General features: G+C 60.2%; 16 protein-coding genes and 2 pseudogenes. 8 read left to right on the plus strand and 10 right to left on the minus strand.

Annotated elements, in window-relative coordinates; all coding sequences use genetic code 11:
* Positions 1 to 58 precede the first annotated feature (58 nt).
* On the plus strand, positions 59 to 1,426 hold the full coding sequence (locus LOY36_RS04010; protein ID WP_096481114.1) for an MFS transporter: 1,368 nt from the start codon (positions 59 to 61) through the stop codon (positions 1,424 to 1,426).
* Positions 1,427 to 1,437: 11 nt separating this feature from the next.
* Complete coding sequence (garD, locus tag LOY36_RS04015) at positions 1,438 to 2,991, plus strand: galactarate dehydratase (RefSeq protein WP_018929532.1); 1,554 nt, start codon at positions 1,438 to 1,440, stop codon at positions 2,989 to 2,991.
* 117 nt (positions 2,992 to 3,108) lie between these two features.
* Here garD and mksF read toward each other — a convergent pair whose 3' ends face one another.
* The 3 genes from mksF to mksB are packed head-to-tail and all read right to left on the minus strand — an operon-like array spanning position 3,109 to position 7,914.
* Entirely contained in the window at positions 3,109 to 5,949 is a 2,841-nt protein-coding gene (mksF, locus tag LOY36_RS04020) for an Mks condensin complex protein MksF (protein ID WP_019651130.1), read from the minus strand.
* Positions 5,946 to 6,647 carry an Mks condensin complex protein MksE gene (mksE, locus tag LOY36_RS04025; protein WP_019651131.1) on the minus strand — a complete coding sequence of 234 codons (702 nt, stop codon included), beginning with the start codon at positions 6,645 to 6,647 and terminating at the stop codon, positions 5,946 to 5,948. Before mksE ends, mksF begins: the two co-directional genes overlap by 4 nt.
* Positions 6,637 to 7,914, minus strand: coding sequence for an Mks condensin complex protein MksB (mksB, locus tag LOY36_RS04030; protein ID WP_026286675.1), 1,278 nt, complete (start codon positions 7,912 to 7,914; stop codon positions 6,637 to 6,639). The genes mksE and mksB overlap by 11 nt, the downstream gene beginning before the upstream one ends.
* 220 nt (positions 7,915 to 8,134) lie before the next feature.
* Between mksB and LOY36_RS04035 the strand changes: the two genes are divergently transcribed.
* Entirely contained in the window at positions 8,135 to 8,881 is a 747-nt protein-coding gene (locus tag LOY36_RS04035) for an energy transducer TonB (RefSeq protein ID WP_258674136.1), read from the plus strand.
* Positions 8,874 to 9,326: a ribosomal protein S18-alanine N-acetyltransferase gene (gene rimI, locus LOY36_RS04040; RefSeq protein WP_018929537.1), complete on the plus strand. Its 453-nt coding sequence runs from the start codon at positions 8,874 to 8,876 to the stop codon at positions 9,324 to 9,326. The genes LOY36_RS04035 and rimI overlap by 8 nt, the downstream gene beginning before the upstream one ends.
* Positions 9,327 to 9,445: 119 nt before the next feature.
* Here the strand turns inward: rimI and LOY36_RS04045 are convergent, their stop codons facing one another.
* Entirely contained in the window at positions 9,446 to 9,847 is a 402-nt protein-coding gene (locus LOY36_RS04045) for a serine kinase/phosphatase (protein ID WP_258672367.1), read from the minus strand.
* Between the two features lie 183 nt (positions 9,848 to 10,030).
* Between LOY36_RS04045 and can the strand changes: the two genes are divergently transcribed.
* Positions 10,031 to 10,675 carry a carbonate dehydratase gene (gene can / locus LOY36_RS04050; protein WP_007939732.1) on the plus strand — a complete coding sequence of 215 codons (645 nt, stop codon included), beginning with the start codon at positions 10,031 to 10,033 and terminating at the stop codon, positions 10,673 to 10,675.
* A gap of 7 nt (positions 10,676 to 10,682) precedes the next feature.
* Here the strand turns inward: can and LOY36_RS04055 are convergent, their stop codons facing one another.
* The 3 genes from LOY36_RS04055 to LOY36_RS04065 all read right to left on the minus strand — a co-directional run bounded on the left by LOY36_RS04055 (position 10,683) and on the right by LOY36_RS04065 (position 14,375).
* Positions 10,683 to 11,207, minus strand: coding sequence for an SET domain-containing protein-lysine N-methyltransferase (locus tag LOY36_RS04055; RefSeq protein WP_026346019.1), 525 nt, complete (start codon positions 11,205 to 11,207; stop codon positions 10,683 to 10,685).
* A 181-nt stretch (positions 11,208 to 11,388) separates the two neighbouring features.
* Complete coding sequence (locus LOY36_RS04060; RefSeq protein ID WP_019651135.1) at positions 11,389 to 12,561, minus strand: hypothetical protein; 1,173 nt, start codon at positions 12,559 to 12,561, stop codon at positions 11,389 to 11,391.
* Positions 12,562 to 12,677: 116 nt separating this feature from the next.
* The gene (locus tag LOY36_RS04065) at positions 12,678 to 14,375 is read right to left on the minus strand and encodes an acid phosphatase (protein ID WP_258672368.1); all 1,698 of its coding nucleotides are present in this window, start codon (positions 14,373 to 14,375) and stop codon (positions 12,678 to 12,680) included.
* 335 nt (positions 14,376 to 14,710) lie between these two features.
* On the opposite strand from LOY36_RS04065, the gene LOY36_RS04070 reads away from it, so the two are divergent.
* From LOY36_RS04070 to LOY36_RS29085, 3 genes and pseudogenes are all read left to right on the plus strand, one after another.
* Positions 14,711 to 16,024, plus strand: coding sequence for an MFS transporter (locus tag LOY36_RS04070; RefSeq protein ID WP_026346020.1), 1,314 nt, complete (start codon positions 14,711 to 14,713; stop codon positions 16,022 to 16,024).
* Positions 16,025 to 16,232: 208 nt separating this feature from the next.
* Positions 16,233 to 16,919 (plus strand): annotated as a pseudogene (locus LOY36_RS29080) (PAS domain-containing protein); the annotation flags it as partial.
* 102 nt (positions 16,920 to 17,021) lie between these two features.
* A pseudogene (locus tag LOY36_RS29085) lies at positions 17,022 to 17,459 on the plus strand (methyl-accepting chemotaxis protein); the annotation flags it as partial.
* Between the two features lie 33 nt (positions 17,460 to 17,492).
* On the opposite strand, the gene LOY36_RS04080 reads toward LOY36_RS29085, so the two are convergent.
* The 3 genes from LOY36_RS04080 to ggt all read right to left on the minus strand — a co-directional run bounded on the left by LOY36_RS04080 (position 17,493) and on the right by ggt (position 20,291).
* Positions 17,493 to 17,864 (minus strand): type II toxin-antitoxin system HigA family antitoxin, encoded by a 372-nt coding sequence (locus tag LOY36_RS04080; protein WP_026346021.1) that lies wholly within the window; start codon positions 17,862 to 17,864, stop codon positions 17,493 to 17,495.
* A gap of 3 nt (positions 17,865 to 17,867) precedes the next feature.
* A complete protein-coding gene (locus LOY36_RS04085) occupies positions 17,868 to 18,170 on the minus strand; it encodes a type II toxin-antitoxin system HigB family toxin (RefSeq protein ID WP_019651139.1) in 303 nt (100 codons plus the stop codon).
* Between the two features lie 276 nt (positions 18,171 to 18,446).
* A complete protein-coding gene (ggt, locus tag LOY36_RS04090) occupies positions 18,447 to 20,291 on the minus strand; it encodes a gamma-glutamyltransferase (protein WP_258672369.1) in 1,845 nt (614 codons plus the stop codon).
* Positions 20,292 to 20,340: the final 49 nt, after the last annotated feature.

The following is a 20,340-nucleotide window of genomic DNA, read 5'->3' on the forward strand; positions in this document are numbered from 1 at the left end:
ACAGGGAACACAACAGTTTCACCCGCGCATAAAAATAATCAGTGGGAGTACATCTACAATGCAATCGACCAAGCCGACTCACGTCCGCTATTTGATTTTGCTCATGCTGTTTCTGGTGACCACGATCAACTACGCCGACCGGGCGACCATCGCAATCGCCGGCTCCAGCCTGCAAAAAGACCTCGGCATCGACGCGGTCACTCTCGGTTATATTTTCTCCGCATTCGGTTGGGCCTACGTGGCCGGGCAAATTCCCGGTGGCTGGTTGCTGGACCGGTTCGGTTCGAAAAAAGTCTATGCCCTGAGCATCTTTACCTGGTCGCTGTTCACCGTACTGCAAGGCTATGTCGGTGAGTTCGGGCTTTCCACCGCCGTCGTCGCGCTGTTCATGCTGCGCTTTCTGGTGGGCCTGGCCGAAGCGCCATCCTTCCCCGGCAACGCACGCATCGTAGCGGCGTGGTTCCCGACCGCAGAACGCGGCACCGCCTCGGCGATCTTCAACTCGGCGCAATACTTCGCCACGGTACTGTTTGCACCGCTGATGGGCTGGATCGTCTACAGCTTCGGCTGGCAGCACGTGTTCATCGTCATGGGTGTGATCGGCATTATCTTCTCGGGGATTTGGCTGAAAGTTATCCACAGTCCGCGCCAGCACCCGATGATCAACGACGCCGAGTTCAAGCACATCGCCGACAACGGCGGCATGGTCGACATGGACCAGGACAAGGGCAAAGGCAAAAAGGTCGACGGTCCGAAGTGGGACTACATCCGCCAGTTGCTGACCAACCGCATGATGCTCGGCGTGTACCTGGGCCAGTACTGCATCAACGGCATCACCTATTTCTTCCTGACCTGGTTCCCGGTGTACCTGGTGCAGGAGCGCGGCATGACCATTCTCAAGGCCGGTTTCATTGCCTCGTTGCCGGCGATCTGCGGGTTTATCGGTGGGGTGCTCGGCGGGGTGATTTCCGACTATCTGCTGCGCAAGGGCCACTCGCTGACCTTCGCCCGCAAGGCGCCGATCATCGCCGGCCTGCTGGTTTCCAGCAGCATTGTGGCCTGCAACTATGTGGACGTTGAGTGGATGGTGGTCGGCTTCATGGCCCTGGCCTTCTTCGGCAAAGGTGTGGGCGCATTGGGCTGGGCGGTGGTGTCCGATACCTCGCCGAAACAGATCGCCGGTTTGAGTGGTGGCCTGTTCAACACCTTCGGCAACATTGCGTCGATCACCACGCCGATCGTCATTGGCTACATCATCAGCTCCACCGGCTCGTTCAAGTGGGCGCTAGTGTTCGTCGGTTGCAACGCGTTGGTCGCGGTATTCAGTTATCTGGTGATCGTTGGCCCGATCAAACGCGTTGTGCTCAAAGAGCCGCCGGCCAGCGGTCCTGAAACGAACAGCAAGTTATCTGAAGCGCATTCCTGAGGAGCGGCGTCATGCAGTTGATTGAACATTCCGACTCGCCGCGCTACATCCGCCTGCACGAGCGGGACAATGTGGTGATCGTGGTCAACGATCAGGGCGTGCCGGCCGGCACCGAATTCCCCGATGGCCTGGTCACCGTGGATTTCGTGCCGCAGAGCCACAAGGTCACCCTTGAGGACATTCCCGAGGGCGGCCAGGTGATTCGGTACGGCCAGACGATCGGCTACGCGTTGCAGCCGATTCCTCGCGGCAGTTGGGTCAAGGAAGATCAACTGCGCATGCCCACCGCGCCACCGCTGGACAGCTTGCCGCTGTCCACCGAAGTGCCGGCCGCGCAGGCACCGCTGGAAGGCTTCACCTTCGAGGGTTATCGCAACGCCGACGGCACCGTCGGCACGCGCAACATTCTCGGCATCACCACCACCGTGCAGTGTGTCACCGGCGTGCTGGATCACGCGGTAAAACGCATCAAGGACGAGTTGCTGCCCAAGTACCCGAACGTCGATGACGTGGTGGCGCTGACCCACAGTTACGGCTGCGGCGTGGCGATCACCGCCACCGACGCGTACATCCCGATCCGCACCGTGCGCAATCTGGCGCGCAACCCGAACCTGGGGGGCGAGGCGCTGGTGATCAGCCTGGGCTGCGAGAAATTGCAGGCCGGGCAGGTGATGCATGAGAACGACAGCTCGGTGGATTTGAGCGAACCGTGGCTGTATCGCTTGCAGGATTCCAGTCACGGTTTCACCGAGATGATCGAGCAGATCATGGCGCTGGCCGAAACCCGTTTGAAGAAGCTTGATCAACGTCGCCGGGAAACCGTGCCGGCGTCCGAGCTGATCCTCGGTATGCAGTGCGGCGGCAGCGATGCGTTCTCCGGGATCACCGCCAACCCGGCCCTGGGCTATGCCTCGGACTTGTTGCTGCGGGCTGGTGCGACGGTGATGTTTTCCGAAGTCACCGAAGTGCGCGATGCGATTTACCTGCTGACGTCCCGGGCGGAAACCGAAGAAGTCGCTCAGGAACTGGTGCGGGAAATGGACTGGTACGACCGTTACCTGGCCAAGGGTGAAGCGGATCGCAGCGCCAACACCACGCCGGGGAACAAGAAGGGCGGGTTGTCGAACATTGTCGAGAAGTCCTTGGGCTCGATCGTCAAATCCGGCAGCAGCGCGATTAACGGGGTGCTTGGCCCTGGGGAGCGGTTCAAGCGCAAAGGGCTGATTTTCTGCGCGACCCCGGCCAGTGATTTTGTCTGCGGGACGTTGCAGTTGGCGGCGGGGATGAACCTGCATGTGTTCACCACCGGGCGTGGTACGCCTTATGGGTTGGCGATGGCGCCAGTGGTGAAGGTCTCGACCCGCACAGAACTGGCGCAGCGCTGGCCGGACCTGATCGACATCGATGCCGGGCGGATTGCCACCGGGCGGGCGTCGATCGAAGACCTCGGCTGGGAGTTGTTCCACTACTACCTGGACGTGGCCAGCGGCAAGAAACAGACGTGGGCGGAGCAGCACAAGCTGCATAACGACATCACCTTGTTCAACCCGGCACCGATCACGTAAGGCCGCGTCCCGCGAAGGGGCCATGGAACTCACCGAAGGTTTCAAGAATGTACCCATAAATAAAAAGGCCGCGATCCATATTGGATCGCGGCCTTTTTATTGGCTTCGATTCAGGCGTCAGACCGCATCCAGCTCCGGTTCGTCCGCCTGGATGTTAACGGTTGCTTTCACTTCATCGTGACGACGGATGAACTTCCAGTCCGCCTCGTCGATGTAGATGCCGTTCGGGCCGCTGCCGCCTTCCAGGTCGATGGCGACGCTGGCGCAGACTTGCGGCTTCACACTTGCCAGGATCGGCACGAAGCCCAGCTGCAGGCTGGTTTCCAACAGCGCTGCCTGGTTCTTCTCGTCGATGTCCGCCGCCTCGTCGAGGTAGTACGGCAGGCGCACGCGACCGGCCTGGTCGCGGTCCATCAAGTGCAGCAACAAGTACATGTTGGTCAGCGCCTTGATGGTCATGGTGGTGCCGTTGGACGCCGCGCCGTCGATGTCGGTGTGGATCACCGGTTGGCCATTGACCTTGGTGATCTCGAACGCCAGCTCGAACAGATCCTTGAGACCGAGCTGGTTGTGGTTGGCCGCCACCAGCCGCGCCAGGTATTCCTTGGCCTCTTCGTTCTTGTTGTCCTGCTCGGCGCTTTGGCTCAGATCGAAGACGGAGAGGGTTTCGCCTTCTTCGTACTGACCGGCGCTGTGGATGATCTGGTCAATGTGCTTGAGCGCTTCCTTGTTCGGCGCGAGCACGATACGGAAGCTCTGCAGGTTGGAGACCTGACGTTTGTTGATCTCGCGGTTGAACAGCGCCAGTTGATGTTCGAGGCTGTCGTAGTCACTGCGGATGTTGCGCAGGGTCCGGGCGATGTCGGTAACCGCCGCGCGGCGCGCCTTGCCGAGGGTCAGGGCTTCATCGGTGCGGTGTGCGTACGCGTTGATCAGCAGTTGCAGGCGACGCTCCATATCGTCTTCGCTGTCGAACTTGGCCACGCCCTTGAGGCGAACCTGCGCGTAGAGCGCGTCGATCTGCCCGTCGGCCCGCAGCAGGCCTTGCCAGCTGTCCTGATAGTCATTGAGCAATGGCAGCAGGTTGTCCATGGAGTCGTCGACCGGGTCCATGAACGGCGTGCCGAACGGCAGGTCGGCCGGCAACAGCTGACGGCGGCGCAGTGCATCGTCGAGGGTGCGTTGCTTGGCTTCCATGTCGCCGATCTGCCGGCCAACCAATTGCAGCTTGGCCGACAGCTGCTGGACGCGTTCGGTGAAGGCATCGCTGGAGCGTTTCAACTCGTCCTGGGCGGCTTCCATCTGCGCCAGTTGCTCAAGCTTGTCGCCTTCCTCGGCGCTCAGGGTTTGCGCGCGGCGGAAGTCTTCCAGGGCTTTCTGCGCATCCAGCACTTGCTGATACAGGGCTTCGGTCTGAGTCTTGCTGGCCGCGCGGTCGGCCGCCACGGCTTGTTGGGTTTTCAGTTGCTTGAGTTCTTTGTCCAGACGCTCTTTCTGATCGCGCAATGCGGCGCGGTCGGCCAGGGCTTGCAGCGCTGGCGGCTCGATGTGCGATATGTCGATGGACAGGCCCGGCACTTCGAAGCGCTCGCCTTTGAAACCGTCGAGGATCAATTCCATGGATTTGACCCACTGACCGTCCTCGTCCAGCGTGATGCCATGTTCGCCCAGCGGCAGGCTGAACAGCGCGCTGTTGAACAGGCGCATCAGGCGCTCGACGTCCTGTTGCGAGAACTCTTCGCGCAGGCGGGCGTAGCTGTTGTTGTCGGCGTGATCGAGTTGCTGCTTCACCGATTTCAGGCGTTTTTCCAGATCGCGCAGGCGCTCTTCCAGATCTTCGGCAGAGAACTGCCGCGACTGGGCCAGCGCACCGGCCAGTTCGTCGTGCGCGTCCTTGGCGGCGAGCAATTGCTGTTCGAGGACTTTGACGTCATCGACCAGGGCGAAGCGATGCTTGAGCACCGACAATTCGCCGAGCCAGCGCTGGATGCCGGTGATTTCCCGTTCCAGGCGCATCAGCTCTTGAGTGCCACCGCGTTGATCGTTTTGCAGGGCATCCTGCTCGTTGCGGTAGTGCTCGGCCTGAATCGTCAGTTCTTCCTTGCGCGCACTGGCGTAGTCCGACCAGGTGCCGAGCAGGGAATCGAGCAGCGGCGACAGGCGATGCAGTTTGCCGCGCAGGATGTCCCGCTGTTTCACGCCGTTGGCCAAGGCTTCGACCAAGGGACCGGCCGCGACCAGCGAGTTGTAGTCCTGCTCCATGCGGCGTACATCGCGGAACGCTTCTTCGCACGCGGCGATGTAATCGACACTGCCGGAACGCAGGCTGTGTTCGAAGGCATCGAGGAACAGCTGCTTGAGCTTGGCCGCGGTGATTTCACGCATGTGCAGCAAGTTGATGAACAGGGCGCGGAAGGTCTTCAGGCTCTGCTCACTGGTGGAGCGCAGCGGGATCAGCGTCAGGTCGAGCGGAATCGAGGTGTGGCCGCCCACCAGCAAGCGACGCAGTTCATCCGGCTTGAGTTCGTAGGCTTTCAGGCCTTCGCGCTCAAGATTGGTGAACAGCTCTTTCTGCCGCAGGCAGGTGTCGTCTTTCTGATAATGAGCCAGGTCGAGTTTGCCGGCGTAGGCAAAGAACTGGTGACCGAAACCACCACCCGGGCCGCGACCGACCACGCCAATCACGTGCGGGCCGTGGGGCAGGGAGACTTCGACGAGGATGTAACTGGTGTCCGAGGCGAAGTAGAAACGCCGCGATTGTTCCAGGCTGTACTTGCCGAAACTCATGTCCGACATGCGCGCCAGGATCGGGAACTGCAAGGCGTTGATCGAGGCGGACTTACCAAGGTTGTTCGCGCCGTAGACCGACAGCGGCTCTTCCAGCGGGAACAGGCCGAGGCTGTAACCGGCGGTGTTCAAAAGGGCAAAGCGGCGAATGCCGTAGCGTTCCTTGCTCATGCGTCGGTCTCCTGTTCTTCGGCAATGGCGCGGGCCAGGGCGTCTTCTTCGCTCTCTTCTTCAAACTCGGTGAGATCGAGCGGGTCGTCGGTCTGCAGCAGTTTTTCGTCGCTGTCTTCGTCGATCAGCACCGGCGCCGGCAACGGCAGCACGCTGTGCAGGCTGGCGGCCAGGTCGCGGTCCTGCTGGACCGACAAACAGACATCGAGGAAGCGGTGCATCGGCGGCAGGAAACGGTAGACACCGTTTTCTTCGCCGGCGAAGCCGAGCTGGGTCATGCGGCGCATGATTTTTTCTTCGAGCTCTTCGACGGTCTGCACTTCGGCCTGGATGAACAGGTCGCGGTACTTCTCCAGCAACGATGGCAATTCATCGCGACCGAGGCTGCCACCGTCGAGCACGGCGATCGGGTCGCGGCCCTGGTCGGCCAGGTGTTCGACGAGGATGAAGGTGAACAGCGCCAGACGTTGCGCCGTCTTGTTTACCGCCGCCGCGGCCAGGTCCGGCACAAAGTAGTAGAAACCACGGGTGTCGCACACCAGTTCAAAACCCAGCGCCTTGAACAGGGTGCGGTACTGGTCCTGGAAGTTCGACAGTTGGGCGTACAGCTCCGGGTCGCGGCGGCTGACGTGGTAGCCCTTGAACAGCTCGCGAAAGATCGGCGCCAGCTGGGACAGTTCGGATAGATCAAGATGCATGTGGGGTGCTCGCAGAATCCTCGGCGGCGGTGTCGCGGGCCGAGAGCAGGGCGAAGGAGCGCAGGCTGACCTGGTGCTCGTGAGTGTGGTAATCGCGGCGTTCCAGACGCTCGCGCTTGAAGCGTTTTTCCCGCGACAGGCGCGAGAACCAGTAGAGCAATTCGTCGGTGGCGCCGTCCGGCTCCTGCTCCAGCAGCCAGCTCATCAGGTCCGGCATCGGCAGGGCGTCTTCGCAGCGTTCGAGCATTTCCCGAACCGTGCGTGGCGCGCGCGGGGCTTCGCCTTTCTGGGTCTTGTGGGCCTTGGGGAAACGCGCCGGTTTCGGCTCGAAACGGGCCAGGGCGTACACGTAGGCTTCGACTTGGCTGGCGCTGCCGAGGAAGGTGCTTTGCGGGCGGGTGAATAGCGGCATCGCGGCTTGCGGCACCGCATCGATGCCTTTGCGACGAATGGCCGACAGCGCCAGGGCTGCGCCACGGGTCACGGCGTTATGCCGGCGCGCTTCTTCGCGCAGCGGCAGCAGCAGTTCGCGGGCGTGACGCAGGGTCAGCTGGGCGCTGGTCTGCATTTCGAGGATGCGTGCGTGGGTGCGCAGCAGCATGTCGTCGTCGACCAGATGGCCGAGGCGCTGCTGTTCGGTGAGCATGCGCAACAACACGTTCTCAACCTTGCGCACGCCTTGTTCGAAGGCGCCGTCGGCATTCACCAACTGGATCATCGGTTCGACGTATTCGTCCCAGGTCGCCAGCACTTCAGCATAACGCTGACGCAGCGGAATCTGCCGGTCGCTGGTCTTGGCCCGCTCGGCGACGGCCACCAGGGCCTGTTCGTCGTTGGCGAGTTTCTTCAGCACGTCCCGCACACGCATGTCGAGCAGGCGCAACTGGCGCGCCAGATCGTTGCCGTCGCGAATGTCGAAGGCGTCCTGGATGTAACCGGCCAGGCGCTCGAGGTGGCGCAGATAGGCTTCGATTTCCAGGCACAGACCCAGACGGTGCTCACGGCGCAGGTAAGCGAGGAAGTCGTGAATCTGCGCGTTGAGCTCGAAACGGTTCGGGCTTTTCGCCACGGGAACCAGAATGTCGAGGCGGATCCACACGTCCAGCAGGCTGGTGATGTCCTGCGGTGTGCTGTCCAGTTGCTGGGCGGCCAACTGTGAACGCAGTTCGTTGAGGCTCAGGGTGCCTTGGTCGAAGTGCTCGCACAGTGGCTCCAGAAGTGCCCAGTGTTCAGCGAGGGCGCGCAAGACGCGCTTGGGTTCGATCATCGGAATGGCCGGCTGGTTGGCAATTAAAAGCCGCGATTGTACTTCATCGCAGCCGTGTCGATTCACTCTGGGGATGGGCTGTCGCTTCTTCTATCGGTGAAGTCTATCGATCAAGCGTGGGCGATCTTGAGCGAAGGGCGGTAGAATCACCGCACTTTAGTTATCCACAAGTGGCCGACCTTTGCTTATCGAGTCCCGTCGTCGCGCTTATTTGACCGCCATGCAGGTGGTCAACTGGCTGCCGCGCACCGAATTGCCCTTTGCTGCGCCATCGCGGCCCGAGCTGCTGGAGACGCCTGAACCGTTGGTCGTCGCCCCGGTTGCACCTGCTCCGGTAGCGCAAACGCCCGTGGAGCCTGCGGCCAAACCGGCCGAGCGGGTGAAAATCGAGGTGCCACGGCCGACGCCATCGGCTGGAAAACCAGCAGGCAAAGCGACGCAAGAGAGCGAAGAGGCACCGCTCGTCGCCAAGGCTGCGCCAGTGCCGCCGCCGCGTTTCGCCCTGCAATTGCTGCGAGCCGGTCGCTGCCTGTTGCTGGTGGAGTTACCCACAGGCGAAACTTTCCAGGCCCGCGACCCCGCTTATCTGTTGCTCAAAGACATGCTGCGCGCCGCCGGCCTGCCGGACAGCCCGCAGATCGTCGGCGAGCCGGTGCGCTGGCCGTTGCTGGCTCGCGGCACCATGGACCAAGGGCCGGAAGCGGCTCGAGATTTCGTACAAGGTTTTCTGTCGGCCCGCCTGGAAGACGCACCGTGCGTCTGCCTGTGGCTGATCGGCCTGCCGGCGGTGCGTTTTGCCGGTGAGGCCAACGCCGAATCCTTCAACCGTGAACTTCAGGTCGAAGGCCTGGGTTCGGTCTGGGCCTTGCCGGGCCTGGAGTTATTAATGGAAGAGCCACAGCGTAAGGCTGATGTCTGGCAAGCCATGCGTCGGCTGATGGCGCGTTGGAAAGAATCGAATGAGTGACGCTGTATCGTTCCGCCCGATGACCGAGGCGGACCTGGACGCTGTACTGAAAATCGAATATGCGGCCTACAGCCATCCCTGGACCCGCGGGATTTTTCTCGATGGCCTGGGCAAGTACCAGATCTGGCTGATGTTCGAAGGGCAGCAGCAGGTTGGTCATGGCGTCGTGCAGATCATCCTTGATGAGGCGCATCTGCTGAACATCACCGTCAAACCGGAAAATCAGGGCCGCGGCCTGGGTTTGACGCTGCTGGAGCATTTGATGTCGATTGCCTACAAGGCTGAGGCGCGGGAATGTTTCCTGGAAGTGCGCGACAGCAACCGGGCGGCGTTTCGGTTGTATGAGCGGTATGGGTTTAACGAAATCGGGCGTCGGCGGGATTACTACCCGGCGGTTGGCGGGCGAGAAGATGCCGTGGTGATGGCCTGCACCTTGGTTGATTGATCCCGCTAGGAGCTGCCGAAGGCTGCGATCTTTTGATCTTTGCGATGGCGCGCCTATAGAAGATCAAAAGATCGCAGCCTTCGGCAGCTCCTACATTGGCATACGGTCAGCCCTGTAGATCAAGGCTTGCCGTCCAATGGATCCTGCCGGGCCAGTTCCGCTTCATCCAGCCCATCGCCCCCACCGATGTCGTCCTCGTCGACAATGCGCAACTCCCAATCCGCCTGGCCGTCTTCACCCGCTTCGTGGGCATCCCGTGCGCCGTCTTCACGGATCAGGGTTTCCGGGCTCAAATCATCGTCGGTGGCGTCATTGTCATTGGTCGCGCCGGTCATACCGGCTTTGCGGGCACGCTGGTCGGGAATCTTCTGCGCAAGTTCGCGTTCGGGGATCAGGTCACCGATTCTGGTGCCGGGTTCTTCCTCGTCGAAATCCAGCTCATGCACCGAGCCCATGCGGTCTTCATCGTCGTCGATGGGCTCGGGTTGCTCCTTATCGAACGGACGTCGTGAATCAGTCATGGCTATTCCTCATACTGTAGGCCCTACTACAATTGACCCACTGGACTGCCGAGAATTCCCGCGGGCATGGAGCGCCGGCTAGCCGTTACATACATCAGGGCATCAGGGGGATCTGCATTTCGTGCGTGACCCCGACGGGCGGTTGTCTGTCAAAGCAGTGCATCATTCTCGAGGCTTCATTGCATGAACGACTTACAAGATCTGATTGATAACAACGAGCGCTGGGCTGATGCGATCACCCGCGAAGATCCTGATTTCTTTGCCAAGCTAGCCCGTCAGCAAACCCCGGAATACCTGTGGATCGGCTGTTCAGACGCACGCGTGCCAGCCAACGAAATCGTCGGCATGCTGCCGGGTGATCTGTTCGTGCACCGCAACGTGGCCAACGTGGTGCTACACACCGACCTCAACTGCCTGTCGGTGATTCAGTATGCGGTGGATGTACTCAAGGTCAAACACATCCTGGTGACCGGCCACTATGGCTGCGGCGGTGTACGCGCCTCGATGCAGGATCGTCAGTTGGGCCTGATCGACGGGTGGCTGCGCTCGATTCGTGATCTCTACTATGAAAAACGCGACGAACTGGCCAAGTTGCCCACCGAAGAAGAGCGGGTCGACCGCCTCTGTGAGCTCAATGTGATCCAGCAGGTGGCCAACGTCGGTCACACCAGCATTGTGCAAAATGCCTGGCACCGCGGGCAGAGCCTGTCGATCCACGGCTGCATCTATGGCATCAAGGACGGTCGCTGGAAGAGCCTGAACGCCACCATCAGCGGTTTCGAGCAGTTGCCACCGCAGTACCGTTTGCGCCCGGTCGAGGCGTTGTAAAAGCCTTTCAGCCGAGACTTCGCCGACGCCAGTGTTGAAAGAACTGTTCACCATTGGCATTCGGTGACTCGTCGTAGCCGATGATCCAGCCACGGCAGCAGGGACAACCGCAGCGGCAGGCGAACTGCCGCAGCAGCTTGTCTTCTGTCGCGGCGAAATCCATCGTCAGTCGGTCACCCTTTTTGATGTCTTTGAGCGCCCATAACCACAGCTCGCTCATATCGAGAAAGACGTTGGGGTCGCAGGAGTGACTCAGTAGACCACTGAAGCACGGATCGTAGACATGGATTCCCGGCGCCAACTGCCGGGTGTGTCGGCAGCGATAGGGCAATAGATGTCCGGAAACCCGGCAGATTCGGCTGATGCGGGGGAACTCGCGCAGTGCCGCGACCGCCATTGCCGAGCCCTGAGCGTTATGGATGATTTCAAAGTCGTCTTTGGAGGGGAATCCAAGGCGAAGGGGCAACTCTACAAACGGATAGATGCCGTTGGATGGCGGTAGGGTTGTTTCTTGTTCGGCACGGGTTCTCATAACAATCCTTGTCGGCTGGGTGCTACGACGTCCTTCAGCTGACTTCCTGTCAGCTCTGCAGCACATGGGGACACCCCAAGCCTCTCGCAAATGAAGCAACCGGTCTACTGTCAGATATGACAGGCGAAAAAAGCTCTTTCCCACGTCAGCCATGGCTCGCGCGGGAAAGACTTTCAGCGTTTTACAGGTGTGGGGCAGTAGTGGAGGTCACAAGAGCCGGGGTCTGCAGCTGTTTCAGCTCGGATTTGACCGGCGCTGTCGAGCATTTGGCCACCGCTTGCTCAGGCGTCAGGTTGCGAATCGAGGTGTAGAACAGTTCGCAGGTTTTTTCTTTCTGGGTCACTTGCCAGGTCTGAGTGCAGCTTTTCAGCTGAGCGGTAGGGTCAGTGCCCGGTTTGCTGCCCATTCCGGCCTGCCAGCACGCGGCACTCAAATCCTGCCCCATGACTTTCAGCCCCGCGGCGTCGGCCTTGGCCTGCGCATCGTCGCCGCTATAGGCTTCGGGGTCGGCGGCGTACCAGATGTAGCTCGGGTGGTTGGAACCCAGTACGGGTACCGTCACCCCCTTGCTCGGGCTGATGGTTGCCAGGCCCAATATTTCTACGGTCTGCCCGTATTGTTGCTTGATCCAGTTACGCACCGGTGAACCAAAGGCGACCATTGGCAATGCTGCACCTTTGGCATTCTGGCTGACTTCCTTGACCATGGTGGTCTGGTAGTCCGTGAAGTAGTTGTAGACGCCTTCCAGATCTTTGCCAGCGGTGGACGGTGCGGCAATCGGCGCGATGTCGATGATGGTCTGATAGGCCGGCGTCTGGTCGGCGGGAATGTTGTTGGCGGTCAGCAGCGCGGCCCAGCGGTCGGTGGTCTTGGACTCCAGATAGTCCTGGGCCTGGGTCAGGGAGTAATCCGGCGGGAAGTGCAGCAGTTCGACGCTTTTACGGTTTTCCAGCGCCATGCCCAGCGGCAGGAACAGGTACCAGTTATAGGTCCATTTGCCATCGGCACTCAGCTTGTTGGCGCCGTTGTAGGCCAAATCCCCGGCATTGAGCAGCGCGGTCAGTGGCTTGTCATAGCCTTTGGGCACACCGCTGATATGGGCGTGGAGCTGCTTGTTTTCGGTTTTGACCAGCACTTTTGCGGTTTTGTAGCCATCGCGCTGTACGCTTTGGGTCAGGTAATGCTCGACGGTCTGCTCCAGTGTCCAGTTGCGGAAGCAGATGACATTACAGTTGTTGGGGTAGGCGAACAGCCGGGTGACGCGTTCGGTACTGCCCAGATTCAGATCGACATCGGCGTGAGCGGCGGCGCTCAGGGTGAGCGCGGCGAGGGTGAATCCTGCGAGTTTGAACATGCTCAGATCCTTTTCAGCGTGAGCCCTCGGAGGAGGGGTGGGTACATACTGGAACTAGTTGTGTCGAACGGTCTAGTACACAAGTGAAAAGATCGCCAGTCAGAGCCCCTTTTTCATCAGGCAAAGTGCAGTGTATTGCTCAAATCGCCCATGGGGTTCTGGCCACGGGCAATCATTGCGTCGTCCCGCTGCCTGAGGCCATCGAGCTTTTCAAGCTGAAACACCCGGGTGATCAACCGCAGAATCGAGCCAGTGTCATAGACCGTGTGATCCACCATGCCCTTGCGCGCAAACGGCGAAACCACTAGCGTCGGTACCCGCGAGCCCGGCCCCCAGCGGTCGCCCTTGGGCGGTGCGACGTGATCCCACCAACCGCCGTTCTCATCGACCGTGACCACGACCACCATGTTTTTCCATTGCGGGCTTTCCCGCAGCACTTTCAGGGCGCGGACGATGTGCCGGTCGCCGGACGCTACATCGGCGTAACCGGCGTGCATGTTCAGGTTGCCCTGGGGTTTATAGAAACTCACCGCCGGCAGCTTGCCCGCCTCGGCATCGGCAAAGAACTTGTTGGTATTCGATTCATCGCCCAACCCCGCATCCCGTAGACGTTTACCGCGCTCCAGCGGGTTTTCCGGTCCCTGCTGCTTGAAGTAGTTGAACGGCTGGTGGTGATACTGGAAGTTCGGGATTTTCGGAATGCCGCCAGAGTCTTTGTACTGATCCAGCGTCGCCTGCCAACCTCCGGCATACCAGGCCCAGTCGATGTTTTTCTTCGAGAGCTTGTCGCCTATGTGCTCGTGGGTCTGGGGGACCATGACGTTCGGCAGGTCTGGTTTGGCGTACGCCGGACGCTCGGGGTCGCGAATCCAGGTCGGCCAGTACGGCGGAGCGAGCGTGTTGACCCCATAGCCGTCCGGCGTCAGCGCGCTGGGGCCGAATTGGGGTGGGCCGGTCATGGCACTGGCCGGGGATTGTTCCAGGGGCTTGAGGCGTGGGTCGGCCGGATCGCCGCTTTGCAGCGTGGCGATTTGTGTCTTGGCTACCGAGTTGACGGCGTCCGGATAGAACGGCGCGGTGGCGCTGATCAGGTATTGATGGTTGAGAAACGAGCCGCCGAAAGCCCCCTGGAAAAAGTTATCGCAGAGCACAAACTCTTGGGCAACGTCCCACAACCGCAGGGAATATCGACTCTGGGCGTAATGCCCCATGGGCAGGCCACCGGAGTCGGCCCAGGCGACAAAGCCGTCATTTTTGCCACCGTTGATCTGCATCTGGTTCTGATAGAACGCATGCCACAGGTCGCGCGTCACCAGGCCGAACGGCAAGTCTTCGGCGTTCGGACCTTTGAGGGCAAAGGGCGCGTTAGGCAGGTGTTCCTGGAACTGGGTTGCGCTGGGGTAAGTCACGCCATCGAGGGTTTGCGGGCCGATCTGCAGCACGCCGCCCCAGACTGGCGGCAGGGTCTGCAATAGGCTGCCATCGCGATCGCGCTGCTGATATTCGACAGGGTTGAGGCCCGAGAGCGGTTTCTCTACACCTGGGAAGTCGCCGAACAGGTTATTGAAACTACGGTTCTCGGCGTAGATAACCACTACGGTTTTCACCTGGTCGCGTAGGGCTTTGTCCAATTCGACAGGTGAAAGCAGGCGTTCGACCGGTTTACCCGACTCATCGCCATGACTGCCACAAGCGCTGAGGGTCGCGCCGACACTGAGTACCGCCACGCCACCCAGGAAGCGGCGGCGACTGGTGTCGGTGGGCGTATCTGTTTGCGGGGAGGGGGCGTCGTTGCGGTCTTTTTTGTCGTTCATGCCGAGTCCTGTCTTGCATAAATGTTTCAATATATTTCAGCGGGACGCTAGCAGCGAGGTGTGACAGCGGGGTGACGGCTCTGAATGCAATGAGTCGCCAGTGTGGGAGCAAGCCCGCTCACACACTCAATGCTGTTCACTCAAGAGCGTCTTGAGTCAAGGAAACCTGTGGCGAGGGAGCTTGCTCCCGCTTGAGTGCGTAGCACTCACAAAAATAGGCGATGGTTGTCAGACTTTTGGGCCGCTACGCAGCCCAGGGCGAGCACGGGTTGTCCACAAGCGCATTTGCGTAGACCATGGGCGCCTTGGTTTTTTGCCTGCCAGAGTTCTTGTACATGACTGCCAACATCAATGCGCGCCCGGCGCCCTTCACTCGCTCGGACTACAAGACCCTGGGGCTTGCAGCCTTGGGCGGTGCGCTGGAAATCTACGACTTCATTATTTTCGTATTCTTCGCGCTGACCCTCAGCCAGCTGTTCTTCCCGCCGGAAATGCCCGAGTGGCTGCGTCTGCTGCAAAGCTTCGGGATCTTTGTCACTGGCTACCTCGCGCGTCCGTTGGGCGGGATCCTGATGGCGCATTTCGCTGACCGGTTGGGACGCAAGAAGGTGTTCAGCCTGAGCATTCTGATGATGGCGTTGCCGTGCTTGCTGATCGGGATCATGCCGACCTACGCCCAGATCGGCTATTTCGCACCACTGTTGCTGTTGGCCCTGAGGGTCCTGCAAGGCGCGGCGGTGGGCGGTGAAGTGCCGAGTGCCTGGGTGTTCGTCGCTGAGCACGCGCCGGTCGGGCATCGCGGCTATGCCCTTGGTTTCCTGCAGGCGGGGCTGACCTTCGGTTACCTGATCGGCGCCTTGACGGCGACTTTTCTGGCTCAGGCGTTTACCCCGGAGCAAATCCTCGATTACGCCTGGCGTTACCCGTTTCTGCTGGGCGGAGTGTTTGGCGTGATCGGTGTCTGGCTGCGCCGCTGGCTCAGTGAAACGCCGGTGTTCATGGCGATGCAGGCCCAGCGCGAGGCCGCTGTCGAACTGCCGCTGCGCACGGTCCTGCGTGAACACCGCCTGGCGATGCTGCCGGCGATGATCCTCACCTGCGTGCTGACCTCGGCCGTGGTGGTGTTTGTGGTCATCACCCCGACCATGATGCAGAAAACCTTCGGCATGACCGCCAGCCATACCTTCGCGCTGAGTGCCTTGGGCATCGTCTTTCTGAATATTGGCTGTGTGCTCGCCGGGCTGCTCGTCGATCGTATCGGCGCCTGGCGCACGGTGATGCTGTATAGCCTGCTGCTGCCTCTGGGCATCGGCGTGCTCTATACCTGTCTGATCATTGAAGGCCAGTGGATCGGTCTAGCCTATGCGGTGGCCGGCCTTGGTTGTGGGGTGGTCGGCGCAGTGCCGTCAGTGATGGTCAGCCTGTTTCCGGCGCGGATTCGCGTCTCGGGGATTTCCTTCACCTACAACATTGCCTACGCCGCCTGGGCGAGTGTCACACCGCTGCTGTTGATCGGTCTGATGCCGTGGAGTCCGTGGATTTGTGTGATTTTCTGCGCGGTGATGGGGGCCGTGGGCATCAGCAGCGCGGTGTATTTCGGTGCGCGAATGCCGCGAGTTGGACGCTGTTCGGTGGCTGGTGCAGCATGAGGCTGTTTGTGCCGCGACTATTTTTGTAGGACAACCCTGCAACACTCTTCAGAAAATACCCGCAAAGCCGATGGCTAGGCTGTAAGCCGCTTTTTATCTCTGTCCATCGGTGCTTCCCATGTTCAATAAACGCTTGAAGCAGGAGCTGTCGGCTCTTCGCGAAGAACTCTCCAGCCTTCTGCAAGTCAAGGAGAGTCTGGAAAGCGAGATGCTGGTCCTGACCCTCGACTCCGATGGGCGAATTCAATCGGTCAACCAAAACTTCGTCAGTGAGATGCTCTACAAAAGCAATGATCTGATCGGCCGGCACATCGAAGACCTTGTTCCGGTCCATGTGAAATCGGATGAATTCCATAACCGTTTCAAGGCGGCGCTGACCCGTGGCGAGCACTTTGCCGGCGCGGTCCGTTTGCTACGCGGCAACGGTGCCGAAGCCTGGTTGCGTTCGATCATGCAGCCGGTGCGGTCCTCGGACGGCCGTATCAAGAACTTCTCGATTTACTCCAGCGACCTGACCCGTACCATCGAGGCGTCCCGTGAGCATGAAAACCTGATTGGCGCGCTGGTGCGTTCGACGGCAGTGATCGAGTTCGACCTCAATGGCAACGTGCTGATGGCCAACGAGCGTTTCCTCAGTGGCATGGGTTACAGCCTGGCGCAGATCCAGGGTAAACATCACCGCATCTTCTGTGAGCCAGAGGAATACAACAGCGCCGAGTATCAGAACTTCTGGCGCCGTCTGAACGCTGGCGAGTTCGTCGCTGATCGTTTCAAGCGTGTCGATAGCCACGGTCGCGTGGTCTGGCTGGAGGCTTCCTACAACCCGGTGGTCGATGCCAACAACAAACTCTACAAAGTGGTGAAGTTCGCCACGGTGATTACCGATCAGGTCAATCAGGAGCAGGCTGTCGCCGAGGCGGCCAACATTGCCTACAGCACTTCTCAGCAAACCGACCAGAGTGCGCAGCGCGGAACTGCCGTGGTGACCCAAGCTGTAGACGTGATGCGTGACCTGGCCAAACACATGCAAACCGCTGGCGAAGGTATCGAAGCACTGAACGAGCAATCGCTGGTGATCGGCACCATCGTCAAAACCATCAGCGGCATCGCCGAGCAGACCAACCTGCTGGCGCTCAACGCGGCCATCGAAGCGGCTCGTGCCGGTGAGCAGGGACGTGGGTTTGCCGTGGTGGCGGACGAAGTCCGGCAATTGGCCTCGCGCACCAGTCAGGCGACCGATGAAATTGTCGGCGTCGTGCGTCAGAACCAGGACATGGCGCGCAACGCCGTGGCCCTGATGACTGACGGCAAGCTCCAGGCTGAACAAGGTCTGGCGCTGGCGGCGGAGGCGGGCACGGTGATCGTCGAGATCCAGGACGGTGCGCAGAAAGTGGTGAACGCAGTCGGGCAGTTTGCCAACCAACTATCGACTTGATGCCCTGAATCCGGTGTCGTAACCCTAAAAAGTTCAGGCCTGCTTCACCGGCTTTATCAGACTTTCGGCTGGTATCCCAAATAGATCATGAAGCTTCCAGATCATCGGAAGCGTCAACGCACGCTTACCGTTGAGTACTTCATAAACCCGGTTTGTCCGGCCAATGGCTGGTGCCAGATCAGCGGGGGACAGGCCGGACTGCTCCATACGAAATTTGATCGCGTCGATCGGAGTGGGTAGGTCGACCGGAAACTGCTTCGATTCATAGGCCTCGATGAGGGTAATCATGATGTCGAAGTAATCGCCTTCGGGGGTTCCCGGCTCAGGCTCATTGTCGAATAGTGCCGATACGTTTTTGAGGGCTACACGGTAGTCCTCGTCGGTGTGAATCGGATGAATGTTCATGGGTTATTCCATTTCGATGGTATCAGCGTCGATCCCATCGTATTGCTTGTGGGTGCCGACAAATTTTATGTATACGGCGCCGAAACGATAGGCCACCGCGACTACTAACCGAAAGTCATTGCCCTTGATGTTGAACACGACTCTGCGGCTTTTGAGAATGCTGGTGGTGGCAAAGTGTGCCTTGATGTCAGCAGGCGTCTTCCAGTCCGCTTTCCTTGCTTCGTCAATCCAGGCCAGAAAAGGTTGTTCTGAATCCGGGTATCTCTCCCAAAAACTTTTCAGGTGACTGATGGCGATAATTCTCATGGAGTGATCCTAGTCCCGTAGTGGGACTTGTACAAGTATGTGGCGGAGTAGCCGACATGTGGGGAGTAAATCCGACTCCCGCAAACAGGCACTGCCGATAGCTGATTTGATGAGGTGGGTTAACATGGTTTTCGAGATAAAAACGGTTTCCACACTCTATCCAAGAGGTAGCAATTTGAGGGTAGGAAAAGGCTACGCGTGACACTTGATCAGGATTCTTCTCCAATCAAAAAAGGCCTACCTCTCAGTAAGCCTTTCCTCGTTCCTGCGTACGACTCAATCCCCCAATGCTTCCCCCTCGCGCCGCGGATCAGCCCCGCCGGCCAATGCCGCTTTTCCCTGCGCATCCTTGACCCGAACAATCGCCTGAGTTCCGCTGGTCATGTCGATCTCGCTCACGCTGTGCCCCTTGTCCTTCAGCGCCTGAATCAGTGCCGGGCTGAATTGACCTTGTTCCAGTTCGGTCGGGCCGTTGCGGCTGCCGAAGTTGGGCAGGTTGATGGCAGCTTGCGGGTCCAGGCTCCAGTCGAGCAGGCCAATAGTGGATTTGGCCACATACTCGATGATCTGCGAGCCGCCGGGCGAGCCGACGGTGGCCAGGAACTCACCGCTCTGGCGGTCGAAGATCAGTGTTGGTGCCATGGACGAGCGCGGGCGTTTGCCGGGTTCGACGCGGTTGGCGACTTTTTGCCCTTGCTCTTCGGGGATGAACGAAAAGTCGGTCATCTGGTTGTTGAGCAGAAAACCCTGGACCATCAAGTGTGAGCCGAATGCCGCTTCCACGGTGGTGGTCATGGACACGGCATCGCCCTCGTCGTCGACCGCCACCACCTGCGAGGTGGAGATGCGCAGCGGCGAGCGGTCCGGTGCGTAGGCGACCTGAATACCCGGCGGGGTGCCGGGTTTGGCCTGACCCATGCTGCGCTCGCCAATCAAGGTCGCGCGTGTCGCCAGATAAGTCGGGTCGACCAATCCTTTGACCGGCACGGGTACGAAGTCGGTGTCAGCGACGTACTGCGCGCGATCGGCATAAGCCAGGCGCTCGGCTTCGGCGATCAGGTGCACGGCTTCAGGGGCTGGCTCTATGCCCGCTGGTTTGCTGGTCTTGACCGGTTTGAGTGGTGCCAGGGCAAAGCGTGGGTCGCGGGTTTCCAGGGCCTGCAAGGTGCCGAGGATTTGCGCCACGGCGATTCCGCCCGATGACGGCGGCGGCATGCCGCACACTTGCCAGCGTTTGTAGTCGGTGCACAGCGGCGCGCGTTCCTTGGCCTGGTAGCCCTGGAGATCGCTCAGCGACAGGCTGCCGGGGTTGGTATGGCCCTGAACCTTGGCGACGATCTCTTTTGCGATGGTGCCTGTGTATAGCGCGTCGGGACCTTCCTTGGCGATGCGCTTGAACACTGCGGCGAGTGCCGGGTTTTTCAGCTGTGTACCGACGGCTTTCGGATGGCCATCGGCAGTCAGAAAGTAGGCGGCCATGTCCGGTGAGCGCTGGATAAACGCGTCGGCCGCGATCAACTGATGCAGGCGTGGCGAGATGGCGAAACCTTGCTCGGCGAGTTTGATGGCGGGTTCGAACAACCTCGCCCACGGCAGCCGACCGTGCTTTTGATGGGCCAGCTCCAACGCCCGCAACACACCCGGCGTACCCACCGAGCGCCCGCCGATCTGCGCCTGGGTGAAAGGCATCGGTTTGCCGTCGGCTTGCAGGAACAGTTTCTCGGTGGCGCCAGCCGGTGCGGTTTCGCGACCGTCGTAGGTGCGCACGGCCTTGCCATCCCACAGCACAATCAATGCGCCACCGCCGATACCCGACGATTGCGGTTCGACCAGCGTCAACACCGCTTGCATGGCAATGACCGCATCAATCGCCGAGCCACCCTCGCGTAGCATCTCCCGCCCGGCTTCGGCCGCCAACGGGTTGGCGGCTGCGGCCATGTGTCTGGAGGCGTGCCGCGTCTGCAGGTCGGTGCGATAACCAGAGGTGATTTCCGGCGCAGCCGGTAAGGTCGAGACCGAAGGCGAAGAGGGCGGGGCGTTACACGCGGCGAGGGTTAAAGCGGTGGCGATCAGCGAAAAGGCTGACAGGCGATAGCGGTTCAAGTGGAAGGCTGAGAACACGCGAGGCACTCCGTCCATGGGATAAAAGGTCCGGGGACTTTATCGGTCG

The organism is Pseudomonas sp. B21-019, assembly GCF_024749225.1.
Taxonomy (GTDB): domain Bacteria; phylum Pseudomonadota; class Gammaproteobacteria; order Pseudomonadales; family Pseudomonadaceae; genus Aquipseudomonas.